Below are 18,534 nucleotides of genomic sequence, written 5' to 3'. Positions count from 1 at the left end.
GCCTGTTATTGCGCTGTATCGTCAACCCGGTCCACCAGGTTGGTTACGCCGGTCAGCCACTCCTCCAGGCCGTCGTAAAAACGATTCTGGGCATGCCCGGCCTGGATATCCAGAAAGCCGAGGATGAGAGAGCCCCCCAGGCCCAGCAGTGACGAACTGAACGCCGTCCCCATGCCCTCCAGGGGCTTCAGAAGACCGGACTGGAGACCGGCGAAAACCTCACCGAAATCCTCCTGGCCCATATCCAGGTTGACGATCACCTCTCCTACCGAATTGATGGTGCCCAGCAGGCCCCAGAAAGTCCCCAACAGCCCCAGAAAAATCAGCAGGCTGATGAAATAACGGGTAATTTCACGCTGTTCGTCCATACGGCTGTGGATGGCATCCAGTACGGTACGCAGCGACATGGTCGACAGGGAAAAGCGGTCCCGCTTGGAGTCGTCATCCAACTGACGAGCCAGCGGTTTCAGCAACCGGGGCTCCTGCAACACGGAAAGCCCGGCATGGCCGGTACGGAACTGCGCCACCCAACGCAGTTCCGGGAACAACACAAAGACCTGGCGATAGGTTATGGCGATGCCCACCAACAGTACACAGACAATGAGCAGGTTGAAGACCCAGTTCGCCATGAACGCCGTCTGCAGTGGCTTGTAGATCAACGCACAAACCACCACGACCACCGCCAGGAAAAGTGTCATCCAGAAAAGGGTATGCTTGGGATTGCTCATCAACGCCACCGGTTTTATCGGGAAACACGTTAAAAGCTAGCACAAGCCCTGGCCCCCTGCTGAACTCAATCGGGACCAGGAGGGTTACGTATTTGTTACCTGCCCGATTTCAGGGCTGATACCGGCGAATAATGCTGTCCAGCGCGCCACTCTCGCGGGCTTCGTCCAGCCCCCGTTGCAGATCTTGCACAATCCCGGGGGCGGTTTCGTTGCTGACCGCCAGATACATCGGCGTTTCCCGGAAAACAAGAACCGGTTTCAGGCCGGTAATACCATGTTCCTCCTCTGCTACCAGAGGGCCTACCAGTCCATCCGTTACCCATAGGTCAGCCTGGCCCAGTGTCAGCCTGCGCGGATTCTGTTCACCAGACACGCTCATGATCACCTCAAAACCTTCGCTTGCCAGGTAGTCCGACATCACATCACCCTTGTAGCCGGCAATTTTGTACTGCTTTGCATCTTCAAGGGTTTCAATTTCGATATCGGAGTCCGGCGAAGCAAACAACGTCCACTTGATGGGCGCAAGCGGCCCCACCCATTGGAACTCATCTTCCCGTTCGTCTGTCCGGGCCGTGCAGAAAAGCCCATGATTTTCACGCCCCTGAACCCAGTTGTAGGCAAGGCTCCAGTCACGCATTTTCATAACATAGTCGTAGTCGACCCGCGCCATCATTTCCTTGACCATACCGGTGCAGATCCCGGTGATGTCCTCTGCGCTGTGGGCGAAGCCTTCGCCCGTGGTCGACGTGTTATAGGGTGGGTAGTTCTCGGTAAAAATATAGAGTTTGTCATCGGCGACGGCAGTCGGCATCAGTGTCAGCAATAACAGGCCTTGCGCAACACGTTTGATCGATGGCAGGGGGGCTGAAATTCCGGAGCCTGATCTGGCTGACATTCTCGTATCCTCGTAGCGATGGGGGCGTTATCGGTTATAGGCATGCAAATACTACATTCTGGCATTTAAGGCTAATTACTTTGATCGCTTATGCCAATACGACCATCATTGCGGTTCTGACGTAAAATGTCAGTGACAAAACGTATCTGTGTTGTGGCTGATTTTAATGACCCGGAGGCAGGAACCAGCGCTGAAGCTCTGACGGGCGTAGACTGAACCGAAACCGTCCCCTCCTTTGGGCAGTTATTCGCAGCTATTTTGGCGTTTATCTTAGACATTGGTTTCGTTGCGTCTTGCTGCAACCGGCTTTTAAGGCCACTATCGTAACCCTCCATATTTGCGAAAACGAAAAGGCACCGCATGTTTCTCGAACGCTACCATTCAATCCAGGACGGACACGTGCTGATCAGCGCGACCCAGGCCAGCCGATTTGCCAAGGAAGTGGCGGGGGATTTCAACCCGATTCATAACCCCGATGCCCGGCGCTTCTGCGTACCCGGGGACTTGCTGTTCGCCCTGCTGGTGTCCCACTTTGGCCTCTCCCGTCACATGACGTTCCACTTTCGCAGCCTGCTGGGGGAGAACGTGCCCCTGGAATTTCGCGAAGACAGCGACGGCCTGATCCGTGTCTATGACGAGAAGGGCAAGGTCTATATCGAGGTTGAACGCAGTGGTGAGTCCACTCACGACGACACGGTTATCGAGAATTTTACCCGCTGCTACGTCGCGGCCTCTGGCAAGAACTTCCCCCACACCCTCAAGCCACTGATGGAAAGCGAGGGTGTAATGTTCAACCCGGACAGGCCAATGATCATGTATCAAAGCATGAGCCTGACCATGAACACCCTCGACGCACCTTCCCCTGATCTTGAGTTGCATAATGCCGACCTGAAGCCGGATGGCAAGCGGGGCAACGTCTCACTTGACTACCGGCTGCTTTCCGATGGCAAGATTGCCGGTGAGGTTTCCAAGAAACTGGTTGTAAGTGGCTTGCGTGAATATGATGCTGCCGCAATGGATGCCGTTGTTGAGGAATTCTACCGGCTCAAGAACAAATCCTGGGATTAACGGAAGTGCTGTCATGCCCACCACACCGGTAAGCAGGGAAGACAAACTGGCGGCGCTCGCCCGTCTCGACAGGTTCAGCCGGATGGCCGATAACGCCATCCGCATACCTTTTACCCGCTTCCGTATCGGCTTCGAGCCCCTCATAGGTCTGGTGCCTGTCCTCGGTGATTTCGCCGGCCTGATCATGTCCGGTTATGTGCTTCTGGAAGCCCATCGCGCGGGCGCCAATACCCGTATCAAAGGGCAGATGATCCGTAATATGGCGATCGACTTTTTTGGTGGCCTCGTTCCGGTTATCGGCGATGCCTTCGACTTCGCTTTCAAGGCCAATGCCCGCAACGCAAAACTGCTCCGTGAGTACCTGGAAATCGAACTGCAGCCAGAGCCAAAACCGGCATTTCCCTGGAAACAGCTTCTGGTCATGATTGGCATTCTCTCGGCGCTGACGGCCCTGGGCGTATTGGTATTGGGTGCCGTCTAGCTTCCGGGCGGGGAGCACTGCGGATTTGTGCTGCGCCGCCATCTGGGCTTAACCTTGTGGCAGGCACTTCAATGACCGAAGGGGCGACCACCATGGCGAACAACCTTTGCTCCAACTGTGGGGCAAACCTCTCCCCGGGCAGCAAAAAATGCCCGGAGTGCGGAAATCTTCAGACCTCGAAATTCAAGATGATCCTGGGGGCGGCTACTGTATTGATTGCAGCCCTGGTGATTGTGATCGGCGCAATCTCCATTATCGCCAGGGATGACCCGGCCAATCCGGCTGGCGACACAACCGAGATAACCCCCTGACCTCACGCCAACTTCCGGAATATCGGCTATTATTGCCGCAGGGTCGATTCCTCCCCGGCGGCATCAGGCAATAACTGCGGCCCGCCTCAAAAACCAGAACAAAAACAGGTGAAACACCTATGAGCGATGGAATAACCGATACTGTCTGGGACTACCTCATCCAGGGCGCAAAAATCTTTGATGGCAGCGGGGAGCTGCCCGCTTACGAAGACATAGCCGTAGCCGAAGGCAAGATCGCCGCAAGGGGAGTCGATCTCGACCCGCAAAAGGCACACAAGGTCATCGATGGTAGCGAGTGCTGGGCCATGCCGGGTCTGTTCGATATCCACACCCACTACGATCTGGAACTGGAAGTGGCCCCGGGCCTGCCGGAATCCGTGCGCCACGGCACCACCACCGTGGTCATCGCCAACTGCAGCCTCGGGCTGGCCTTCGGTGCCCAGCGCGAAGACGGGGCAGACCCGATTGTGGATTGCTACGCCCGGGTGGAAAACATCCCCAAGGAAGTACTGCGAGCCACCGCCGACCGGGTCGACTGGCAGAATCCGAAAGAGTACATCCAGCACCTGAACAAGCTCAGCCTCGGGCCCAACCTGGTTACCCTGGTGCCCCACTCCATGCTTCGAATTGAAGTGATGGGCTTTGAAGCCAGCATCTCCCGGGATCCCACTGAGAACGAACTCCAGGCCATGGAATCACTGTTGGAGCAGGCCCTGGATGACGGCTACGCGGGTTTCTCGACCGATGCACTGCCCTTCCACTACCTGGCCAACCAGCCCAACACCCGCAAGACCATACCCACCCAGTTTGCCAGGTACCCGGAAATCAAACGGCTGACCGATGTGGTTCGGCGCAAGGGTGGGGTCTGGCAGGCCACCCCGCCCAAAGACAGCACCATTGGCACCATCAAGACCTTCCTGCTCAGCTGTGGCCGCCTCCACGGCAAGCCCCTGAAAACCACGGTTGTGGCAGCCCTGGATGTACATAGCAACCGCAAGATTGTGCGGCTGGCGCGGTTGCTGGCCCGGGTGCTCAACTCCCGTCTGTTGAAAGGGGACTTCCACCTGCAGGCCCTGGCGGCGCCCTTCAAGGTATGGTCCGATGGCGCAGTTACGCCGCTTTCGGAAGAAATTGAAGAGCTGCGCATTCTCAATGAAACCGAACTGGAAGACCGCGAAGGGCGACTTAAAATCCTCAACGACCCGGACTACATCATGAAGTTCAAGGCGATGTGGATGAGCGGCAAGACCGGTTTCGGCCTCAAACGCCTGAAGCGTCTGGTTCGTCTCGACGATTACGCCTTCAATCGTACGCTCGAAGACATGACAATCGACGTCTGCCCCCTGAAGGACTGGGAGGGCAGAACCTTCTCCGAGGTTTATGCGAGGGTCAAAGCGGTCAATGCCGGCAGGCCCCTTGAATGCAGCGATGCGGAACAGGCTCTGCTGAAAGACCACTTTGCCCGGGTGAAGGATGAAGGCGGCTTCGTGCTGGCCATGCTGCGGGCGTTCGACCGCGACCTGAGCTGGTACACCATTTCCGCCAACCGGGACGAGCGCACCTTACGCAACCTGCTTATGGACCGCCAGCTACTGCCCGGCTTCAACGACAGCGGCGCGCACCTGACCAATATGGCCTTTTACGATGGTAATCTGCGCGCACTGAAACTGGCGTCAGACGGCGGCGATATGGACGTGGCGTATATGGTGCGCCGCCTCACCCGTGACCCCGCCCGGGTGTTCGGCGTCAAAGGAGGCTGTATCGAGGTGGGTTATCAGGCAGACCTCATTCTGGTGAATCCTTCCGCCCTGCGCCGCATGGACCATAACAAAACCGTGAAACGCCAGTACCGCGAGGAGTTCCGGCACGAGCAACTGGTCAACCGCACCGATGGCGTAGTGCCCCTGGTGATGATCGCCGGCCATCCTGCCTGGCACGGAACCACTTTCGACGACTCACTGGGCCGGGAAAAAATGGGCATCGTACTGGAAACTACCTTTTAGCCGAAGAACCAATAGCACACCAGGATAGCCGTCAGCATACCGGCGAAATCCGCCAGCAGCGCGCAGCCCAGACCATGGCGGATCTTGCGGATGCCGACGGCGCCGAAATACACCGCCAGCACATAGAAGGTGGTTTCGGTACTGCCCTGCATGGTCGCCGCCATCAGTGCGGGAAAACTGTCCACCCCGAAGGTATCCATGGTTTCAATCATCATGGCCCGGGCACCGCTGCCGGACAGTGGCTTCATGAAGGCCGTCGGCAGCGCCTCGATAAATCCGGTGTCCCACCCCAGGCCCTCAATGGCCCAGCGAACACCCGCAAGACCCGCATCCAGAACACCGCTGGCCCGCAGAACGCCGATCGCCACCAGCATCGCTATCAGGAACGGCAGCAGTGAAATGGTAAAACTGAAGCCTTCCTTGGCGCCCTCGATAAAGGTGTCGTAGACGTCCACCTTCCGCAGGGCACCTATTACCAGGAAGCTGATGACAATACCAAACAGGGTGAGATTGCCCACGAGAGTCGAGGTGGCGCCCAGAGCCTGTGCCGACATGCCCGCCAGGGTCGTCAACAACAACCCAAGGGCCGCGGCCCCTGAAAGAAGGTAGGCAAGTACCACCGGATGCCAGAGTTTCAGCCGCTGCATCAGCGACACACTCAACAGCCCTACCAGGCTGGACGCCGTGGTCGCCAGCAGAATAGGCAGAAACACCGCTGTAGGTTCAGCGGCCCCCTGCTGCGCGCGGTACATGAAAATGGTCACCGGCAGCAGGGTCAGTGACGACGTATTGAGTACCAGGAACAGAATCTGGGCGTTGCTGGCCGTATCCCGGCTCGGATTGAGCTCCTGCAGCGAATGCATGGCCTTGATGCCGATGGGGGTGGCTGCGTTATCCAACCCCAGGATATTGGCGGCAAAGTTCATGGTGATGTGCCCCTGGGCCGGGTGGCCGCTGGGCACCTCTGGCATCAGCCGGCGGAAGAGTGGGTCCAGAATTCTGGCCATAAGCTGTATCAAGCCGGCTTTCTCGGCAATCGCCAGGAAACCCAACCACAGCGTCATGGTGCCGACCAGCACCAGTATGATCTCGACACTGAGTTCCGCCATGTCGAACATGGCCGCAACCAGGCGACTGAAAATCTCCGTATCGCCCATGCCCAGCCATTGCCACAGCGCCGCAAGGAAAGCCACCAGGAAAAAACCCAGCCAGATTCCATTTAGCATTGTTTGATCCGCCTTCCTGAATGGTAAGTAATGGGTTCATTTTCGGGGCACCGCTGTCCCGCACGCACCAAATTGAACCACACCCGGTTTGGCAAACGCACAGCCATACCTGTAACTGCACACTCATTGACCAGGAAAACCTTCCTATCACAATGATAGTAATAGACTTTTAACGAATATAAACTTTCAGGCACGGGTATTGCCTTGTAATAACTGACATTGGCCAGCGGTTCTCGGGCCACGACAGGCCCAGAACATCGAACACTACCCGGACAACGGCGTCCTCACAAACCTGACTTTCAGGCTTTCGTGTGGGCGCCGTTTTTTTGTGTCCGGAAAATTTCATCGTCAAACGAGGTAATAAAGGATGTCCTATCTAGTTCCATCAGAATTCGTCACCAAAATGGTGGACGCCGGTGAATCCAAGGTTCACATGTCCACCCGCGACACGCTGATCCGCGCCTTCATGGCCGGCGCTATCCTGGCTCTCGCTGCTGTCTTTGCTGTTACCGTGGCGGTGCAAACCGGCAGCTTCCTGCTGGGTTCCGTGCTCTTCCCGGTCGGTTTCTGCATGCTCTACCTCATGGGCTTTGACCTGCTTACCGGCGTATTCATGCTTACCCCCCTTGCCCTTCTGGACAAACGTCCCGGGGTTTCCACCAATACCATTCTGAGAAACTGGGGGCTGGTTTTCGTTGGTAACTTCGCCGCGGCCCTTACCGTCGCCTTCATGATGGCCTTCATTTTCACCTACGGCTTCAACACGGAACCCGGCGCTGTTGCCGAAAAAATTGCAGGTGTTGGTGAAGCCCGTACGCTGGGCTATGCCGAGTATGGCGCGGCTGGCTGGTTTACGATCTTTATCCGCGGCATGCTGTGTAACTGGATGGTTTCCATGGGTGTGGTCGGCGCCATGATTTCCACGAACGTTGGCGGCAAGGTTCTGGCCATGTGGATGCCCATCATGCTGTTCTTCTTCATGGGCTTCGAGCACTCGGTTGTAAACATGTTCCTGTTCCCGTTCGGTATCATTGTTGGCGGCGGCTTCTCGGTAATGGACTACCTCATCTGGAACGAAATCCCCACAGTTCTGGGCAACCTGGTAGGCGGCCTGGCCTTTACCGGCCTGACCCTGTACACCACCCACATCCGTACCGGCGCAAAGCGCAACTTTTCGAAAGGTGCCAGTGCTGACCGCGTTCCGGCGTAACGGACCAGAATGAGAGGCCCGGCCCTGGTGCCACATGACCGGGGTCGGGTCTTTGATATTTCTTCATGACCAAGTACCTGAAAGTTTCAACGGGCCAGCACTCGGACAAAGGCCGAAAGCCGTCCAACCAGGACTTCCACGGCTGTGCCATGCCGGCCGGGCCCCGCCTGGGCATGAAAGGCATCGCTTTTGCCATGGCAGATGGCGTCAGCAGTAGTGACGTCAGCCACATTGCCAGTGAGACAGCCGTGAAAAGCTTTCTGGATGACTATTTCTGCACCTCGGAAGCCTGGTCCGTACGCAAATCCGCCGAGCGGGTGTTTACCGCTACCAACTCCTGGCTCCATGCCCAGACCCGTAACAGTCCTTACCGATATGAAAAAGACAAAGGATATGTCTGCACACTGAGCGCCCTGGTGATCAAGGCGTCCATGGCCTACCTGTTCCATGTTGGTGACACCCGGATATACCGTCTGCGGGACAGGGCCCTGGAGCAGCTCACCAACGATCACCGGCTATGGATATCCCAGGAGGAGAGCTATCTGAGCCGCGCCCTCGGGGTGGAGTCACTGCTGGATGTTGATTACCAGTCCCTGCCACTGAAACAGGGCGACATTTTTATTCTGGCAACGGACGGCGTCTACGAACATGCCAGCGCACAACAACTGATTGGCGCCATCAATCAGTCCCCCACAGACCTCGACGAAGCCGCCAGGACCATGGTCAACACCGCTTTGAACAGCGGCAGCGACGACAATCTCAGCGTACAGATTGTACGGATTGATCAACTGCCCGAGCAGACATCCACGGAGCTTCAGCGGCGGGCAGAAGAGCTGCCCTTCCCCCCCATTCTCGAACCACGGCAGACCTTCGACGGCTACTCCATACTCCGGGAAATTCACGCCACCAGTCGCAGCCATGTGTATCTTGCCCTGGATACCGCCTCCGACACCCGTGTGGTCCTTAAAACTCCGTCTATCGACCTCAGGGGCGATCCGGGCTACCTGGAACGTTTCCTGATGGAAGAGTGGATTGCCAGGCGAGTAAACAGCGCCCATGTGCTCAAGGCGGGCGTGCAGAACCGCCAACGCAACTACCTGTACACGGTGACCGAATACATAGAAGGGCAGACCCTGAAGCAGTGGCTGATCGACAACCCCAAACCGGATCTGGAGGTTGTCCGTGGCCTGGTAGTGCAGATTGCCCGCGGCCTGTACGCCCTCCATCGTATGGAGATACTGCATCAGGACATACGCCCCGACAACATCCTGATCGATACCAACGGCACCGCAAAGATCATTGATTTCGGTTCGGCCCGGGTGGCCGGCATTGTTGAATCCGCAACACTGGAACCCAATGACACACCCGGTACCGCACTCTACATGGCCCCGGAATACTTCCTGGGGGAAACGGGCACCACCTGCTCCGACCTCTATTCGCTGGGCGTGCTGACCTACCACATGCTGTGTGGCCGTTTTCCCTACGGTACCCAGGTGGCCAAATCCCGCACTGCGTCCGCCATGCGCAGGCTCAACTATGCCTCGGTACTGGACGACGACCGTGAAATTCCCGCCTGGATTGACGAAACCCTCAAAAAAGCCGTGCACCCCAACCCGGACAAGCGTTACCAGGAGCTATCCGAGTTCACCTTCGACCTGCGCCACCCCAATCCCGGCTTCCGCAACAAAACCCGACCGCCATTGCTCGAGCGCAACCCAGTGGCTTTCTGGCAGAGCGTATCAGCGCTGCTGGTTTGCGCAGTGATATACCTTATGACTACATAAAACCAACACGTTGAATACTGTTTTAATACCCCAATTCTGAGATATTTGACGAATATTTGTTCAAGGTTCCAGCAAACCATCGAGAGTTTTCATTGCAACGCGTTATTGGTTACCAGCCAGTTCTGTGGAAGTTACCGGCGCCCATCAGCCGGCTTGCGGTGTTTCTGTGCCTTCTTTTGGCCATCGCCCCCAGCTCTTTGGCACTGGAACCGATCGACATTACCGGGGCAGAGGACAGCCTGTCACTCGGGCCACATATCGAATACCTCGAAGATCCCGACCGTACCCTGGAACTGAGCGACGTCCGGGCGCTTGGGGAACAGTTCAGTCGTCACACCGGGCGGGTGCTGAATGCCGGTTACACCAGCGCCGGCCAATAGGTGCGTTTCCGGCTTCAGAACACAGGCACCGAGCCTCTGAAACGCTATCTGGAGTTCCGTTCTCTTTTTGTCGATCATCTGTACCTTTACCAGCCCCGGGAAGGCGGTGAGTACAGAAAAACGGAATCCGGGCGGCTGGTGGCGCCTCCGGACCGCCCCTATACGTCGCGACACTTCGTTTTCCCCATCACAGTGCCGCCTGGCACCGACGCCTACTACTACCTGTATGCCGACAGCGCCGATACCCTCACCATCCCGCTGTATCTACACACCGACGACGGGCTCCAGCAAATCGAGTTGACCAGCCGCTCCTGGCTGACGTTCTTTCAGGGGCTGATCGTCACCATGACGGTATTCAGCCTGTTCCTGCTGGTGACTTTGCGGGATCGGGTTTACGGCTACTACATCGGCGTGATTGTGGTGCACCAGGGCCTGTTCTTTACTTTATTCAACGGTCTTGGCTACCAGTACTTCGGGCTGGAAAGCTCGTGGTGGTCGCGGGAGGCGATGTCTGTTCTGGTCAGTCTGGCCATGTGGATGATCATGCAGTTCACCCGGGTTTTACTGGCAACACGGGATCAACAACCCCATTTTGACCGGCTCGTGGTGACCATCCAGTACGCGGCGCTTGTCATTGGCGGCCTGAGCATTTTTATCGACTATCACCTGTCTATCCGGCTTGCCAACCCCCTGGCTTCCGTCACGGCGCTCACGCTCTGGCTCGTAGGCTGGAACAGCCTGCACAAGGGTAATCCGGCAGCCCGGTACTTCCTCATTGCCTGGACCATGCTGATTATTGGCGGCCTAACGTATAGCCTGAAGTCCTGGGCGCTGATCCCCAGTAACACCTTTACTGAACACAGCTGGCAGATTGGTGCGGCGATAGAAGCCATCTTCCTGTCACTGGCCATTGCCGACCGCATCAGTACCGAAAGCCGGCAACGCATCCAGTTGCAGCAGGAAGCTCAGAAGGCGCAAGCCAGAACACTGGAAATACAGCTCAGGGCCAATGAGACACTAGAACAGAAAGTCCGGGAACGCACCGAGGAACTCCAGGAGGTGAACCGCAGACTGCAACAGCTCAGCGATACCGACCAGCTCACCAATATCAGCAACCGCCGCTCTCTGGATCGTTATCTGAAGCACACGTTTCAACGGGCGATCGTGGACGGCAAGAGCATTGCCCTGTTGTTGATCGACGTGGATCACTTCAAGCCGGTCAACGACACTCACGGCCACCAGGCGGGTGACGACTGCCTGAAGGAGATCGCCGGGCGTATCCAGGCTCACTCCCGCTGGCCAGCCGACATGGTGGCCCGTTATGGTGGTGAGGAGTTTTGTGTGGTACTCCCCGACACCGATGAGCAGACCGCCGTTATGGTAGCAGAGCGAGTCCGTGAAGGCGTAGAAGCGAAGCCCATAGCAACGCGGGTCGGCCCGTTGGAGCTGACCATAAGCCTGGGAGTCCATGCCGCGGTTCCGGCACCCGAAGACACCAGTGAGGGCTTTCTGGAGCGTGCGGACCAGGCACTTTACCGCTCCAAGCAGGAGGGGCGTAACCGGGTTACACTGTACAGCGAGCACGTGCTTGAGAATGGTTGAATCATCATGAACGACACCGCCGCCAGAATCGCATTTCTATACCCGGGCCACGCTGCCGAGGACGACTACCCCCGGCTTGCCGGGATGGTCTCGCCAGCAGCGGAAGTCACGGTGGTACATACCGGATTCAACGAAGATGCCCACACAGTGGAAGCACTCACGGAAATGGGAAGTCCTCAACGACTAAGCGAAGGGGCGCGGCATCTCACGGGCAAGGACCTGGAAGCCGTTCTGTGGACATCCACCAGCGCCAGCTTCGTGCGGGGCATTGACGGAATCCGGGAGCAGATTGACACACTTGAAAGCCTGCTTCACATCCCCGCCTCCACCACCGCCATGGCATTTGCACGAGCCGTTACCGCGATCAACGCAAAGCGGGTAGCCATTGCTGCAACTTACCCCCGGGACGTCGCCCTGCTGTTCAAGGCGTTCCTGGAACACTTTGATATCGAAGTAGTACACCTGACGAGCCAGAATATCATCACAGCTGCAGAGGTGGGCACGCTTGGAAAAGAAGCAGTCGTGCGGTTTGTGACAGGTAACGACCATCCGCACGCCGACGCACTGCTGGTGCCGGATACCGCACTGCATTCCGCCGCCTGGCTGGAGGACCTGGAGGCCGCTGCAGGCAAGCCGGTGCTGACGGCAAACCAGGTCAGTTTCTGGGAGGGCTTGAGGCTCTGCGGCAAGCTCACGCCCCAGCAGGGCCCCGGCACGCTATTCCGGGTCAATCCCTGGGATTAAGCCGCCTGTCTGCGCTGGGTTACCACCAGGGCGACGCCGGTAATGGACACAGCGCCGCCAATCATCGCCAGTACACCCAGGCGCTCATCAAACAGCCAGTAAGCCTCCAGGGCAGTAACCGGCGGCACAAGGTAGAACAGGCTCGCCACCTGCGAGGCCGCGCCGCGGCGAATCAGCCACATCAACAGCAGAATCGCGCCAATGGAAACACCGAGGACCAGCCAGACCATCGACCATATCAGTGGCAGGGCCCACTCCACCTCACGAGTTTCAAAGGCAAAAGCGCCAACGGCAAAAAAGGTAGCCGCAGCACTGTATTGAATAAAGGTGCCAGCCACAAGATCCGCCTGGGTACCGTTACGCTTTTGATAGACCGTGCCAAGGGATATCCCGCCCAGAGACAGTGCGGCCCAGAGCAGCGTCCACAACGGAAACGACGAGGCGGCTGTGCCGCCACCAAACTTTTCCGTCAGTACGAGGGTCACCCCAACAAGGCCAAGGGCAAGGCCCAACCATTGACGGGACGAAACACTTTCCTTCAGAACCAGAATCGCTACGGCCGAGGTTACCAACGGCTGCAAGCCAACGATCAGCGAGATAATGCCGGAAGGCATGCCACCCTGAATGGCATAATACACGCCCCCCAGGTAGCAGCCGTGAACCAGCAACCCTGTCACCGCCAGATGCCCCGCGCCGCGCCATCCGGGCCAGCGGGTTTTCATGAACCAGGCAAGCACGCTGAGCAATACCAGCGTGAACAGCATTCGTATCAGCAGGAGGGTAAAAGGCTCGGCAAACGGCAAACCATATTTGGCGCCGATAAAGCCCGTGCTCCATAGCCAGACAAACAGGGCCGGCACGAAAAACGAATAGAAAATCTGGGGCATAGGCTTAGTCGCCAGGTAAACGTGTGTAGGAGCGGATCAGATGCTGTCCTTTTCCTTGTCAGACTCTTCAGTCAGGTTCCGCTCAGCGTCGTTCCACTGCCTGGACAATGCCTCATAGGCCTCGGAAAAGCCCTTCTTGGCGCGTTCCCAGGCCGAGGATGAACTCGCCTGAAGTTCGTCATACCATTCCTGAACGCGTTGCCGCTGTTCGCGCAGTGACTCCAGGCTCTTCTGTGACCGGTCCCTCGCCTTGTCACTCATATCGTCCCAGTTCTGGTCCAGTTCCTGTTGCAGGGTTTCGATGCGCTTGTCCAGAGCCGAAAGCGTATCTTCAATAGCCGCCTCAGCCTCGGCTTTCTGGTCTGCGCCGAACTCCTTCAGGGCCTGGCCCAGCTCCCGGGTTTCCTTCCGGAGCGACTCGACCGACGAGTCATCTGGTGAGTCTGCATGGAGACTGCCGGACATGCCAATGGCCAGAACAAATGCCAGAGAATAACCAACCTTTCTTGAATACATCAGAATTCTCCTGAGTTTATTGGGTAGACAATAGCAATCTTCGGCGGCTGATCGTACCTTAGTAAATATTAATCAACTGACAACACCGATTAATACGCTTAAAAAACATAACCTTAAAAGAAATCGCCATCGTTCCGTCACTCTTTGTGGACTTCTCTTGTTTGTGCCTCTCTGCTTGATGTGCCACGTTTAGAGACGAAGCCATCTGATAGGAGAAAGGATATGCTCTATTGGGCTGTTGTATGTCTCATCGTTGCCATAATCGCTGGTGTACTCGGTTTTGGCGGTATCGCGGGGACCGCTGCAGGGATTGCGAAAGTACTGTTTTTCATTTTTCTCATCCTGCTTGTTGTCACCCTGGTCGCCAATGCCATGAAGGGTAAAGGGCCAAAGGTCTAGAACTTCGCAAGCCCGGGGCAGCGGACTTCAATGCTGCTCCCGGGCCTGCTCCAGCCCTACCACAAGCGCATTACAAACCTCTTCGTGGTTTCTGCCGACGCAATCGATCACAATGTCTGCCCAACGGGAATAAAGCCCGAAACGTTCGGTGAACAGGTCTTCCAGCGACTGGTCTGGCCGACGGGAGATCCCCCGGGCGCTGTAATCACCGATTCGCTCAAGCATGATTTCCAGCGGAATATCCAGAAACACGATAACGGCATCGGTTCCAAGATGCTGCATGGCCGGTTCACTGTAGACCGCACTGCCGCCGGTCGATATGACCTGGAGTTGTACCTCCAGCTTGAGCAATACCTGTTCTTCTATTCGCCGTAGCGCCTGGTAGCCGTCGTGATCAACGATGTCCTGCAAGGTACGCCCAGACTCCTGCTGAATCAGCAGATCCGTATCGATAAACCCCAGCCCCAGCCGTTTGGCAAGCAAAACCCCGACCGTGCTTTTGCCACTGCCCGGCATACCGATAAGCACAATGTTACTCGCTGTTCTGGTTGCGGGCACTTGACCTCCGGAATTTGCCAATAGTGAGAACTGGCCGGCTATACTGGAAAATAACACTTTTGCGACAGACATTGCGGTTTCTTAAAGAAACTATAGCCGTATAATCAGGGTAATGGCCGGGGCTTTGGCACGCAGGCGGAGTAGCCAGCCGGTTTTATTGATCAAGCAGCCCAAGAGCAAACAATGACAAGCGGCAAAACCTTCATCGCTTCATCGCTGGCACTTCTGCTGCTGGTAGCTTCTGCGCCGGGAAAGGCGGACAGTATCAAGCGCATCGTTCATCCCGATGGACGAGTGGAGTACACCAACGTAAAAGGCAGCAGCCAGAAACGTGCGTCCACCAAGGATGAAGTGGTTTACCGCTACAAGGACGATAACGGTGTAGTTGCCTACAGCGGCACACAACCGGCGAGCACGAATTTCGACGTCATCCGCTTCCACTGCTACGCCTGCGACCCTGATTCAAGCGTAAACTGGCGTACCACCCCGCTGTTCCTGAAACCCTATCGTGACGAAATCATCACTGCTGCCAGCGAATTCGACGTGGACCCGGCGTTGGTTCGGGCCGTAATACACGCGGAGTCCGCCTTCAATGACAAGGCTCTGTCACCCAAGGGTGCCCAGGGGCTGATGCAATTGATGCCCGCCACCGCAAAAGAGCTGGGCGTTCGCAATGCGATGGTTGCCCCGGAAAACATTCGCGGCGGCGTTAATTACCTGGCCCGCATGCTCAAACGTTTCAATGGCGATACCAGGCTGGCAACGGCCGCATATAATGCCGGCCCGGGCGCTGTCGGCCGCCACGGTGGCGTACCGCCCTACGCCGAAACCCGAGCCTATGTCGAAAGGGTGGGGATCCTTCACCAACGGTATGCGAGCAACTAGCCGAACGCCAGCCACGCTCCCACCAGTATCATCAGACTGCCCGCTACACGGTTCACCGTTCGAACGCCCCCGCCCTGTTTGAGCGCTTTACGCAAAGTCTTGCCACCATGCGCATAGAGCTGCAGGCAGAGAAATTCCAGGCCGAGGATAATCAGGACCAGCACCGTCAGTTGCGGCGCCATCGGCAGTTTGCTGTCGATGAACGGTGGCAGCAGTGCAATGAAGAAGGCCCAACCCTTGGGGTTGGCAATTGCCGTAACGAACCCCTGGAGCGCCAGTTGCAGGCGTGAGCTTTCAACCGGTTCCGCATCCTCCTCGGGCATTGCCATCTTGCCCCTGGAACGCCACATCTGGATGCCCAGCCATGCGAGGTAGGCACCGCCAGCGTACTTGAATATCGCGAACGCTGTCGGGTATTTCAGCATAAAGGTTGCCACACCCACTGCTGCGGCCGTCGCCACCAGGGCGACACCAACGAGCTCGCCCGCCATCATCCACAACGCCCGCTTCACGCCAATGGTGATACCCAGAGACAGCGCCAGGGTCATGCACATACCCGGGGTAATGGACACCACAAAGAATGTCGGGACAAAGGCGGACAACAGGGCCAGGTTCAGTGACAACACAAACAGACTCTCATAGTGACGGATGCGAAACCCTTAATTATACAGCTCCTGCAGATAACGCAACCCCGAGAGCTGTGCCATCTGCCCGCGAATCCACGCTACCCGCTCCCACACGTAGGCAGAGGGGCTGGCTGCGCTGAGAACTTTCGGATTGGGCAGAACGGCTGCAAGCCGGGCAGCCTGGGTTTGAGACAACTGGCTGGCAGGGATACCGAAATACAGTCGGCTAGCCGCCTCAACGCCGTAGACCCCATGACCAAACTCGGCGATGTTCAGGTATACCTCGATAATCCGCCGCTTCGGCCAGAGCCCATCGATGCCCAGTGCCAGCCCTGCCTCAAGCGCCTTACGTATGAAGCTTCGCCCGTTCCACAGGAACAGATTCTTGGCGGTCTGCTGCGTGATGGTACTTGCGCCGCGCAGACCCTGGCCGGCCTGGTATTCCGCCAGAGCCTTGCGGATGGCGCTGAAGTCGACACCATGGTGATGGGGAAAACGCTGGTCTTCACTGGCCACTACCGCCAGCGGCATCCAGGGTGAGATATCATCCAGGCCCACCCATTCCTGCCTCACTTCCTGGCCGGAGCCGGACATGAGGTGTCCCAGCATGAAGGCGGAAGTGGGCGGATTCACAAATCGGAAAAGGACAGTCGCCGCAATAACCAGCAACGAGAGCCCAGCCAGGAGCCAGGCAACGGTTCCCAGGGATTTTCGGATCAAAGAAGGTCGAGCCACAATGCTATCATCAGCCGGTTGCAGGTATCGTCGTTAAAACGCGTAAAGTCTGACAGGACTATAACACCGACCCCATGAAGCTTTCCCGAATTCTCAGTAATCAAAACGGTGTCAGCCGCAGGCAGGCCAACGCATTGATTGCAGCCGCGGTGGTAACAGTGGATGGTGCTGTGTGCAGGGAGCCAGCGCGTGAGGTAGACCGCTTCTCGACAGTGGCCTGCCGTGGCTCCGTCATCCAGCCGGGCGAGCCGGCCTGCTATCTTATGCTTCATAAGCCGGCAGGATACCTCAGTGCGACAACCGACAAGGTTCACAAAACCGTAATGGAGCTGATCGACCGCCGCCTTCACAACCGCCTTCATATTGCCGGTCGACTGGACCGGGCCAGTACCGGTTTGTTGATTCTGACGAATGATGGCGCCTGGTCGCGCCGACTGACCGAACCGGAAATCAGAATTCCGAAGGTCTACAGGGTATCCACCGCAAGCGCGATCTCACCGGAAACCGCCGCCCGTTTCGCTGACGGCATCTGGTTCGAGTTCGAGCAGATAACAACGTCACCGGCTCAGCTCGAACTGCTTGCAGCCCGGGAAGCACGAGTTACTATCTATGAAGGCCGCTACCACCAGGTAAAGCGCATGTTTCATGCCGTCGGCAATCGAGTCACGACACTGCACCGGGAGAGGATGGGCAGCATTAACCTTGACGACAGCCTCGCCCCCGGCGCCTACCGTTCGTTAACAGATACCGAGATCAACCTGCTACCCTGACATTGACTCAACCCAATCCGGAGCTGCCATGACAATCCTGCAAATCGATATCGTTTCGGACATTGCCTGCCCCTGGTGTGCCATCGGTTATGCCCGCCTGGAGAAAGCCATGGAGGCCCTGAAAGACAATATGGAGTTCACCCTGCAATGGCATGCATTTGAACTGAACCCCGACTCGTCCGGCGATGGCGAACCCATCCTCCCTGCCCTGAGTCGCAAATATGGCCGCAGTGAAGACGAGATGAGAGCCAGCCAGGGACAGATGATGGAGATTGCCACGTCGCTGGGACTGAACTTCGAGAAGCTTCAGGAGCGCCATACCCGCAATACATTTGATGCCCACAGGCTGGTGAAATGGGCGGGTGAACAGGGCAAACAGACGGAAATGAAGATGGCTTTCTTTGAGGCCTACTTCGGCCGCGCGGAAAACGTTTCCAATCCCGAAGTGCTGATCTATTGCGTGGAGGCCATCGGGCTGGATGGCGATAAAGCCCGCGAAGTGCTGGCATCGGATCTGTATGCAGATGCCGTCCGGCAGGACGAGGCCCAGTATCAGCAGGCAGGCGTGTCGGCAGTGCCTGCCTACATTATCAACCGGAAATACCTGATTTCCGGCGCCCAGGAACCTGAAACGCTGATAAAGGCGTTTCGGGAAATCGCCGAGTCTGCCTGAGCAGTCCCCCGGCGACAGGCCCCTGAATAACTCCCCTTCCCTGGGGGACGGAT

General features: G+C 57.2%; 20 protein-coding genes and 1 pseudogene. 13 read left to right on the top strand and 8 right to left on the bottom strand.

The features are described from left to right. Window positions 1–5: 5 nt before the first annotated feature. Together ABJM11_RS02745 and ABJM11_RS02740 are read right to left on the bottom strand one after the other, a co-directional pair. Window positions 6–728: a MotA/TolQ/ExbB proton channel family protein gene (locus tag ABJM11_RS02745; protein WP_348294812.1), complete on the bottom strand. Its 723-nt coding sequence runs from the start codon at window positions 726–728 to the stop codon at window positions 6–8. A 109-nt stretch (window positions 729–837) separates the two neighbouring features. Further along, window positions 838–1,623: an ABC transporter substrate-binding protein gene (locus ABJM11_RS02740; RefSeq protein ID WP_348294813.1), complete on the bottom strand. Its 786-nt coding sequence runs from the start codon at window positions 1,621–1,623 to the stop codon at window positions 838–840. 360 nt (window positions 1,624–1,983) lie between these two features. Here ABJM11_RS02740 and ABJM11_RS02735 point away from each other — a divergent pair, with 360 nt between their 5' ends. The 4 genes from ABJM11_RS02735 to ABJM11_RS02720 all read left to right on the top strand — a co-directional run bounded on the left by ABJM11_RS02735 (window position 1,984) and on the right by ABJM11_RS02720 (window position 5,486). Next, the gene (locus ABJM11_RS02735) at window positions 1,984–2,691 is read left to right on the top strand and encodes a DUF3581 family protein (protein WP_348294815.1); all 708 of its coding nucleotides are present in this window, start codon (window positions 1,984–1,986) and stop codon (window positions 2,689–2,691) included. A 13-nt stretch (window positions 2,692–2,704) separates the two neighbouring features. Continuing rightward, the gene (locus tag ABJM11_RS02730) at window positions 2,705–3,172 is read left to right on the top strand and encodes a DUF4112 domain-containing protein (protein WP_348294816.1); all 468 of its coding nucleotides are present in this window, start codon (window positions 2,705–2,707) and stop codon (window positions 3,170–3,172) included. 92 nt (window positions 3,173–3,264) lie between these two features. Next, on the top strand, window positions 3,265–3,483 hold the full coding sequence (locus ABJM11_RS02725) for a zinc ribbon domain-containing protein (RefSeq protein ID WP_348300485.1): 219 nt from the start codon (window positions 3,265–3,267) through the stop codon (window positions 3,481–3,483). A 119-nt stretch (window positions 3,484–3,602) separates the two neighbouring features. Then, window positions 3,603–5,486: an amidohydrolase family protein gene (locus ABJM11_RS02720; protein WP_348294819.1), complete on the top strand. Its 1,884-nt coding sequence runs from the start codon at window positions 3,603–3,605 to the stop codon at window positions 5,484–5,486. On the opposite strand, the gene ABJM11_RS02715 is transcribed toward ABJM11_RS02720, so the two are convergent. Continuing rightward, window positions 5,483–6,712, bottom strand: a complete 1,230-nt coding sequence (locus ABJM11_RS02715) for a nucleoside recognition domain-containing protein (protein WP_348294821.1) — start codon at window positions 6,710–6,712, stop codon at window positions 5,483–5,485. The genes ABJM11_RS02720 and ABJM11_RS02715 overlap by 4 nt on opposite strands. 367 nt (window positions 6,713–7,079) lie before the next feature. Here ABJM11_RS02715 and ABJM11_RS02710 point away from each other — a divergent pair, with 367 nt between their 5' ends. From ABJM11_RS02710 to ABJM11_RS02690, 5 genes and pseudogenes are all read left to right on the top strand, one after another. Then, window positions 7,080–7,922, top strand: coding sequence for a formate/nitrite transporter family protein (locus tag ABJM11_RS02710; protein WP_348294823.1), 843 nt, complete (start codon window positions 7,080–7,082; stop codon window positions 7,920–7,922). Between the two features lie 65 nt (window positions 7,923–7,987). Beyond that, window positions 7,988–9,706 carry a bifunctional protein-serine/threonine kinase/phosphatase gene (locus ABJM11_RS02705; RefSeq protein ID WP_348294825.1) on the top strand — a complete coding sequence of 573 codons (1,719 nt, stop codon included), beginning with the start codon at window positions 7,988–7,990 and terminating at the stop codon, window positions 9,704–9,706. Window positions 9,707–9,864: 158 nt separating this feature from the next. Then, window positions 9,865–10,995: pseudogene (locus ABJM11_RS02700) on the top strand (7TM diverse intracellular signaling domain-containing protein); the annotation flags it as partial. A 150-nt stretch (window positions 10,996–11,145) separates the two neighbouring features. Beyond that, a complete protein-coding gene (locus ABJM11_RS02695) occupies window positions 11,146–11,688 on the top strand; it encodes a GGDEF domain-containing protein (RefSeq protein WP_348294917.1) in 543 nt (180 codons plus the stop codon). 6 nt (window positions 11,689–11,694) lie between these two features. Continuing rightward, on the top strand, window positions 11,695–12,432 hold the full coding sequence (locus ABJM11_RS02690; protein WP_348294826.1) for a maleate cis-trans isomerase: 738 nt from the start codon (window positions 11,695–11,697) through the stop codon (window positions 12,430–12,432). Here ABJM11_RS02690 and ABJM11_RS02685 read toward each other — a convergent pair. Both ABJM11_RS02685 and ABJM11_RS02680 read right to left on the bottom strand, forming a co-directional pair. After that, on the bottom strand, window positions 12,429–13,319 hold the full coding sequence (locus ABJM11_RS02685; protein ID WP_348294828.1) for a DMT family transporter: 891 nt from the start codon (window positions 13,317–13,319) through the stop codon (window positions 12,429–12,431). The two genes, ABJM11_RS02690 and ABJM11_RS02685, sit on opposite strands and share 4 nt — an antisense overlap. Window positions 13,320–13,355: 36 nt before the next feature. After that, on the bottom strand, window positions 13,356–13,835 hold the full coding sequence (locus ABJM11_RS02680; protein WP_348294830.1) for a hypothetical protein: 480 nt from the start codon (window positions 13,833–13,835) through the stop codon (window positions 13,356–13,358). A gap of 222 nt (window positions 13,836–14,057) precedes the next feature. Here ABJM11_RS02680 and ABJM11_RS02675 point away from each other — a divergent pair, with 222 nt between their 5' ends. Further along, window positions 14,058–14,234, top strand: a complete 177-nt coding sequence (locus ABJM11_RS02675) for a DUF1328 domain-containing protein (protein ID WP_348294832.1) — start codon at window positions 14,058–14,060, stop codon at window positions 14,232–14,234. A 27-nt stretch (window positions 14,235–14,261) separates the two neighbouring features. Here ABJM11_RS02675 and ABJM11_RS02670 read toward each other — a convergent pair whose 3' ends face one another. Next, the gene (locus tag ABJM11_RS02670) at window positions 14,262–14,750 is read right to left on the bottom strand and encodes a shikimate kinase (protein WP_407069952.1); all 489 of its coding nucleotides are present in this window, start codon (window positions 14,748–14,750) and stop codon (window positions 14,262–14,264) included. A gap of 225 nt (window positions 14,751–14,975) precedes the next feature. Here ABJM11_RS02670 and ABJM11_RS02665 point away from each other — a divergent pair, with 225 nt between their 5' ends. After that, entirely contained in the window at window positions 14,976–15,677 is a 702-nt protein-coding gene (locus tag ABJM11_RS02665; RefSeq protein ID WP_348294836.1) for a lytic transglycosylase domain-containing protein, read from the top strand. Here ABJM11_RS02665 and ABJM11_RS02660 read toward each other — a convergent pair. Both ABJM11_RS02660 and mtgA read right to left on the bottom strand, forming a co-directional pair. Then, on the bottom strand, window positions 15,674–16,303 hold the full coding sequence (locus ABJM11_RS02660; protein ID WP_348294838.1) for a LysE family translocator: 630 nt from the start codon (window positions 16,301–16,303) through the stop codon (window positions 15,674–15,676). The two genes, ABJM11_RS02665 and ABJM11_RS02660, sit on opposite strands and share 4 nt — an antisense overlap. A gap of 33 nt (window positions 16,304–16,336) precedes the next feature. Further along, window positions 16,337–17,038 (bottom strand): monofunctional biosynthetic peptidoglycan transglycosylase, encoded by a 702-nt coding sequence (gene mtgA / locus ABJM11_RS02655; protein ID WP_348294840.1) that lies wholly within the window; start codon window positions 17,036–17,038, stop codon window positions 16,337–16,339. A 74-nt stretch (window positions 17,039–17,112) separates the two neighbouring features. On the opposite strand from mtgA, the gene ABJM11_RS02650 reads away from it, so the two are divergent. Both ABJM11_RS02650 and ABJM11_RS02645 read left to right on the top strand, forming a co-directional pair. Next, window positions 17,113–17,808: a pseudouridine synthase gene (locus ABJM11_RS02650; RefSeq protein ID WP_348294842.1), complete on the top strand. Its 696-nt coding sequence runs from the start codon at window positions 17,113–17,115 to the stop codon at window positions 17,806–17,808. A 28-nt stretch (window positions 17,809–17,836) separates the two neighbouring features. Continuing rightward, window positions 17,837–18,481, top strand: a complete 645-nt coding sequence (locus ABJM11_RS02645; RefSeq protein ID WP_348294844.1) for a DsbA family oxidoreductase — start codon at window positions 17,837–17,839, stop codon at window positions 18,479–18,481. Window positions 18,482–18,534: the final 53 nt, after the last annotated feature.

This window comes from Marinobacter sp. (assembly GCF_039977835.1).
Taxonomy (GTDB): Bacteria; Pseudomonadota; Gammaproteobacteria; order Pseudomonadales; family Oleiphilaceae; genus Marinobacter.
Note: the sequence above shows the minus strand (reverse complement) of the source record. Positions and strands in the feature narration are given on the sequence as shown.

What these genes read in the sequence shown, in the direction of transcription:
- ABJM11_RS02725 (WP_348300485.1), top strand. Translation starts at nt 3,265, where the DNA reads ATGGCGAACAACCTTTGCTCCAACTGTGGGGCAAACCTCTCCCCGGGC.
- ABJM11_RS02690 (WP_348294826.1), top strand. Translation starts at nt 11,695, where the DNA reads ATGAACGACACCGCCGCCAGAATCGCATTTCTATACCCGGGCCACGCT.
- ABJM11_RS02675 (WP_348294832.1), top strand. Translation starts at nt 14,058, where the DNA reads ATGCTCTATTGGGCTGTTGTATGTCTCATCGTTGCCATAATCGCTGGT.
- ABJM11_RS02740 (WP_348294813.1), bottom strand. Translation starts at nt 1,623, where the DNA reads ATGTCAGCCAGATCAGGCTCCGGAATTTCAGCCCCCCTGCCATCGATC.
- ABJM11_RS02710 (WP_348294823.1), top strand. Translation starts at nt 7,080, where the DNA reads ATGTCCTATCTAGTTCCATCAGAATTCGTCACCAAAATGGTGGACGCC.
- ABJM11_RS02705 (WP_348294825.1), top strand. Translation starts at nt 7,988, where the DNA reads ATGACCAAGTACCTGAAAGTTTCAACGGGCCAGCACTCGGACAAAGGC.
- ABJM11_RS02735 (WP_348294815.1), top strand. Translation starts at nt 1,984, where the DNA reads ATGTTTCTCGAACGCTACCATTCAATCCAGGACGGACACGTGCTGATC.
- ABJM11_RS02680 (WP_348294830.1), bottom strand. Translation starts at nt 13,835, where the DNA reads ATGTATTCAAGAAAGGTTGGTTATTCTCTGGCATTTGTTCTGGCCATT.
- ABJM11_RS02645 (WP_348294844.1), top strand. Translation starts at nt 17,837, where the DNA reads ATGACAATCCTGCAAATCGATATCGTTTCGGACATTGCCTGCCCCTGG.
- ABJM11_RS02715 (WP_348294821.1), bottom strand. Translation starts at nt 6,712, where the DNA reads ATGCTAAATGGAATCTGGCTGGGTTTTTTCCTGGTGGCTTTCCTTGCG.
- ABJM11_RS02720 (WP_348294819.1), top strand. Translation starts at nt 3,603, where the DNA reads ATGAGCGATGGAATAACCGATACTGTCTGGGACTACCTCATCCAGGGC.
- ABJM11_RS02685 (WP_348294828.1), bottom strand. Translation starts at nt 13,319, where the DNA reads ATGCCCCAGATTTTCTATTCGTTTTTCGTGCCGGCCCTGTTTGTCTGG.
- ABJM11_RS02730 (WP_348294816.1), top strand. Translation starts at nt 2,705, where the DNA reads ATGCCCACCACACCGGTAAGCAGGGAAGACAAACTGGCGGCGCTCGCC.
- ABJM11_RS02670 (WP_407069952.1), bottom strand. Translation starts at nt 14,750, where the DNA reads ATGCCGGGCAGTGGCAAAAGCACGGTCGGGGTTTTGCTTGCCAAACGG.
- ABJM11_RS02650 (WP_348294842.1), top strand. Translation starts at nt 17,113, where the DNA reads ATGAAGCTTTCCCGAATTCTCAGTAATCAAAACGGTGTCAGCCGCAGG.
- ABJM11_RS02745 (WP_348294812.1), bottom strand. Translation starts at nt 728, where the DNA reads ATGAGCAATCCCAAGCATACCCTTTTCTGGATGACACTTTTCCTGGCG.
- ABJM11_RS02665 (WP_348294836.1), top strand. Translation starts at nt 14,976, where the DNA reads ATGACAAGCGGCAAAACCTTCATCGCTTCATCGCTGGCACTTCTGCTG.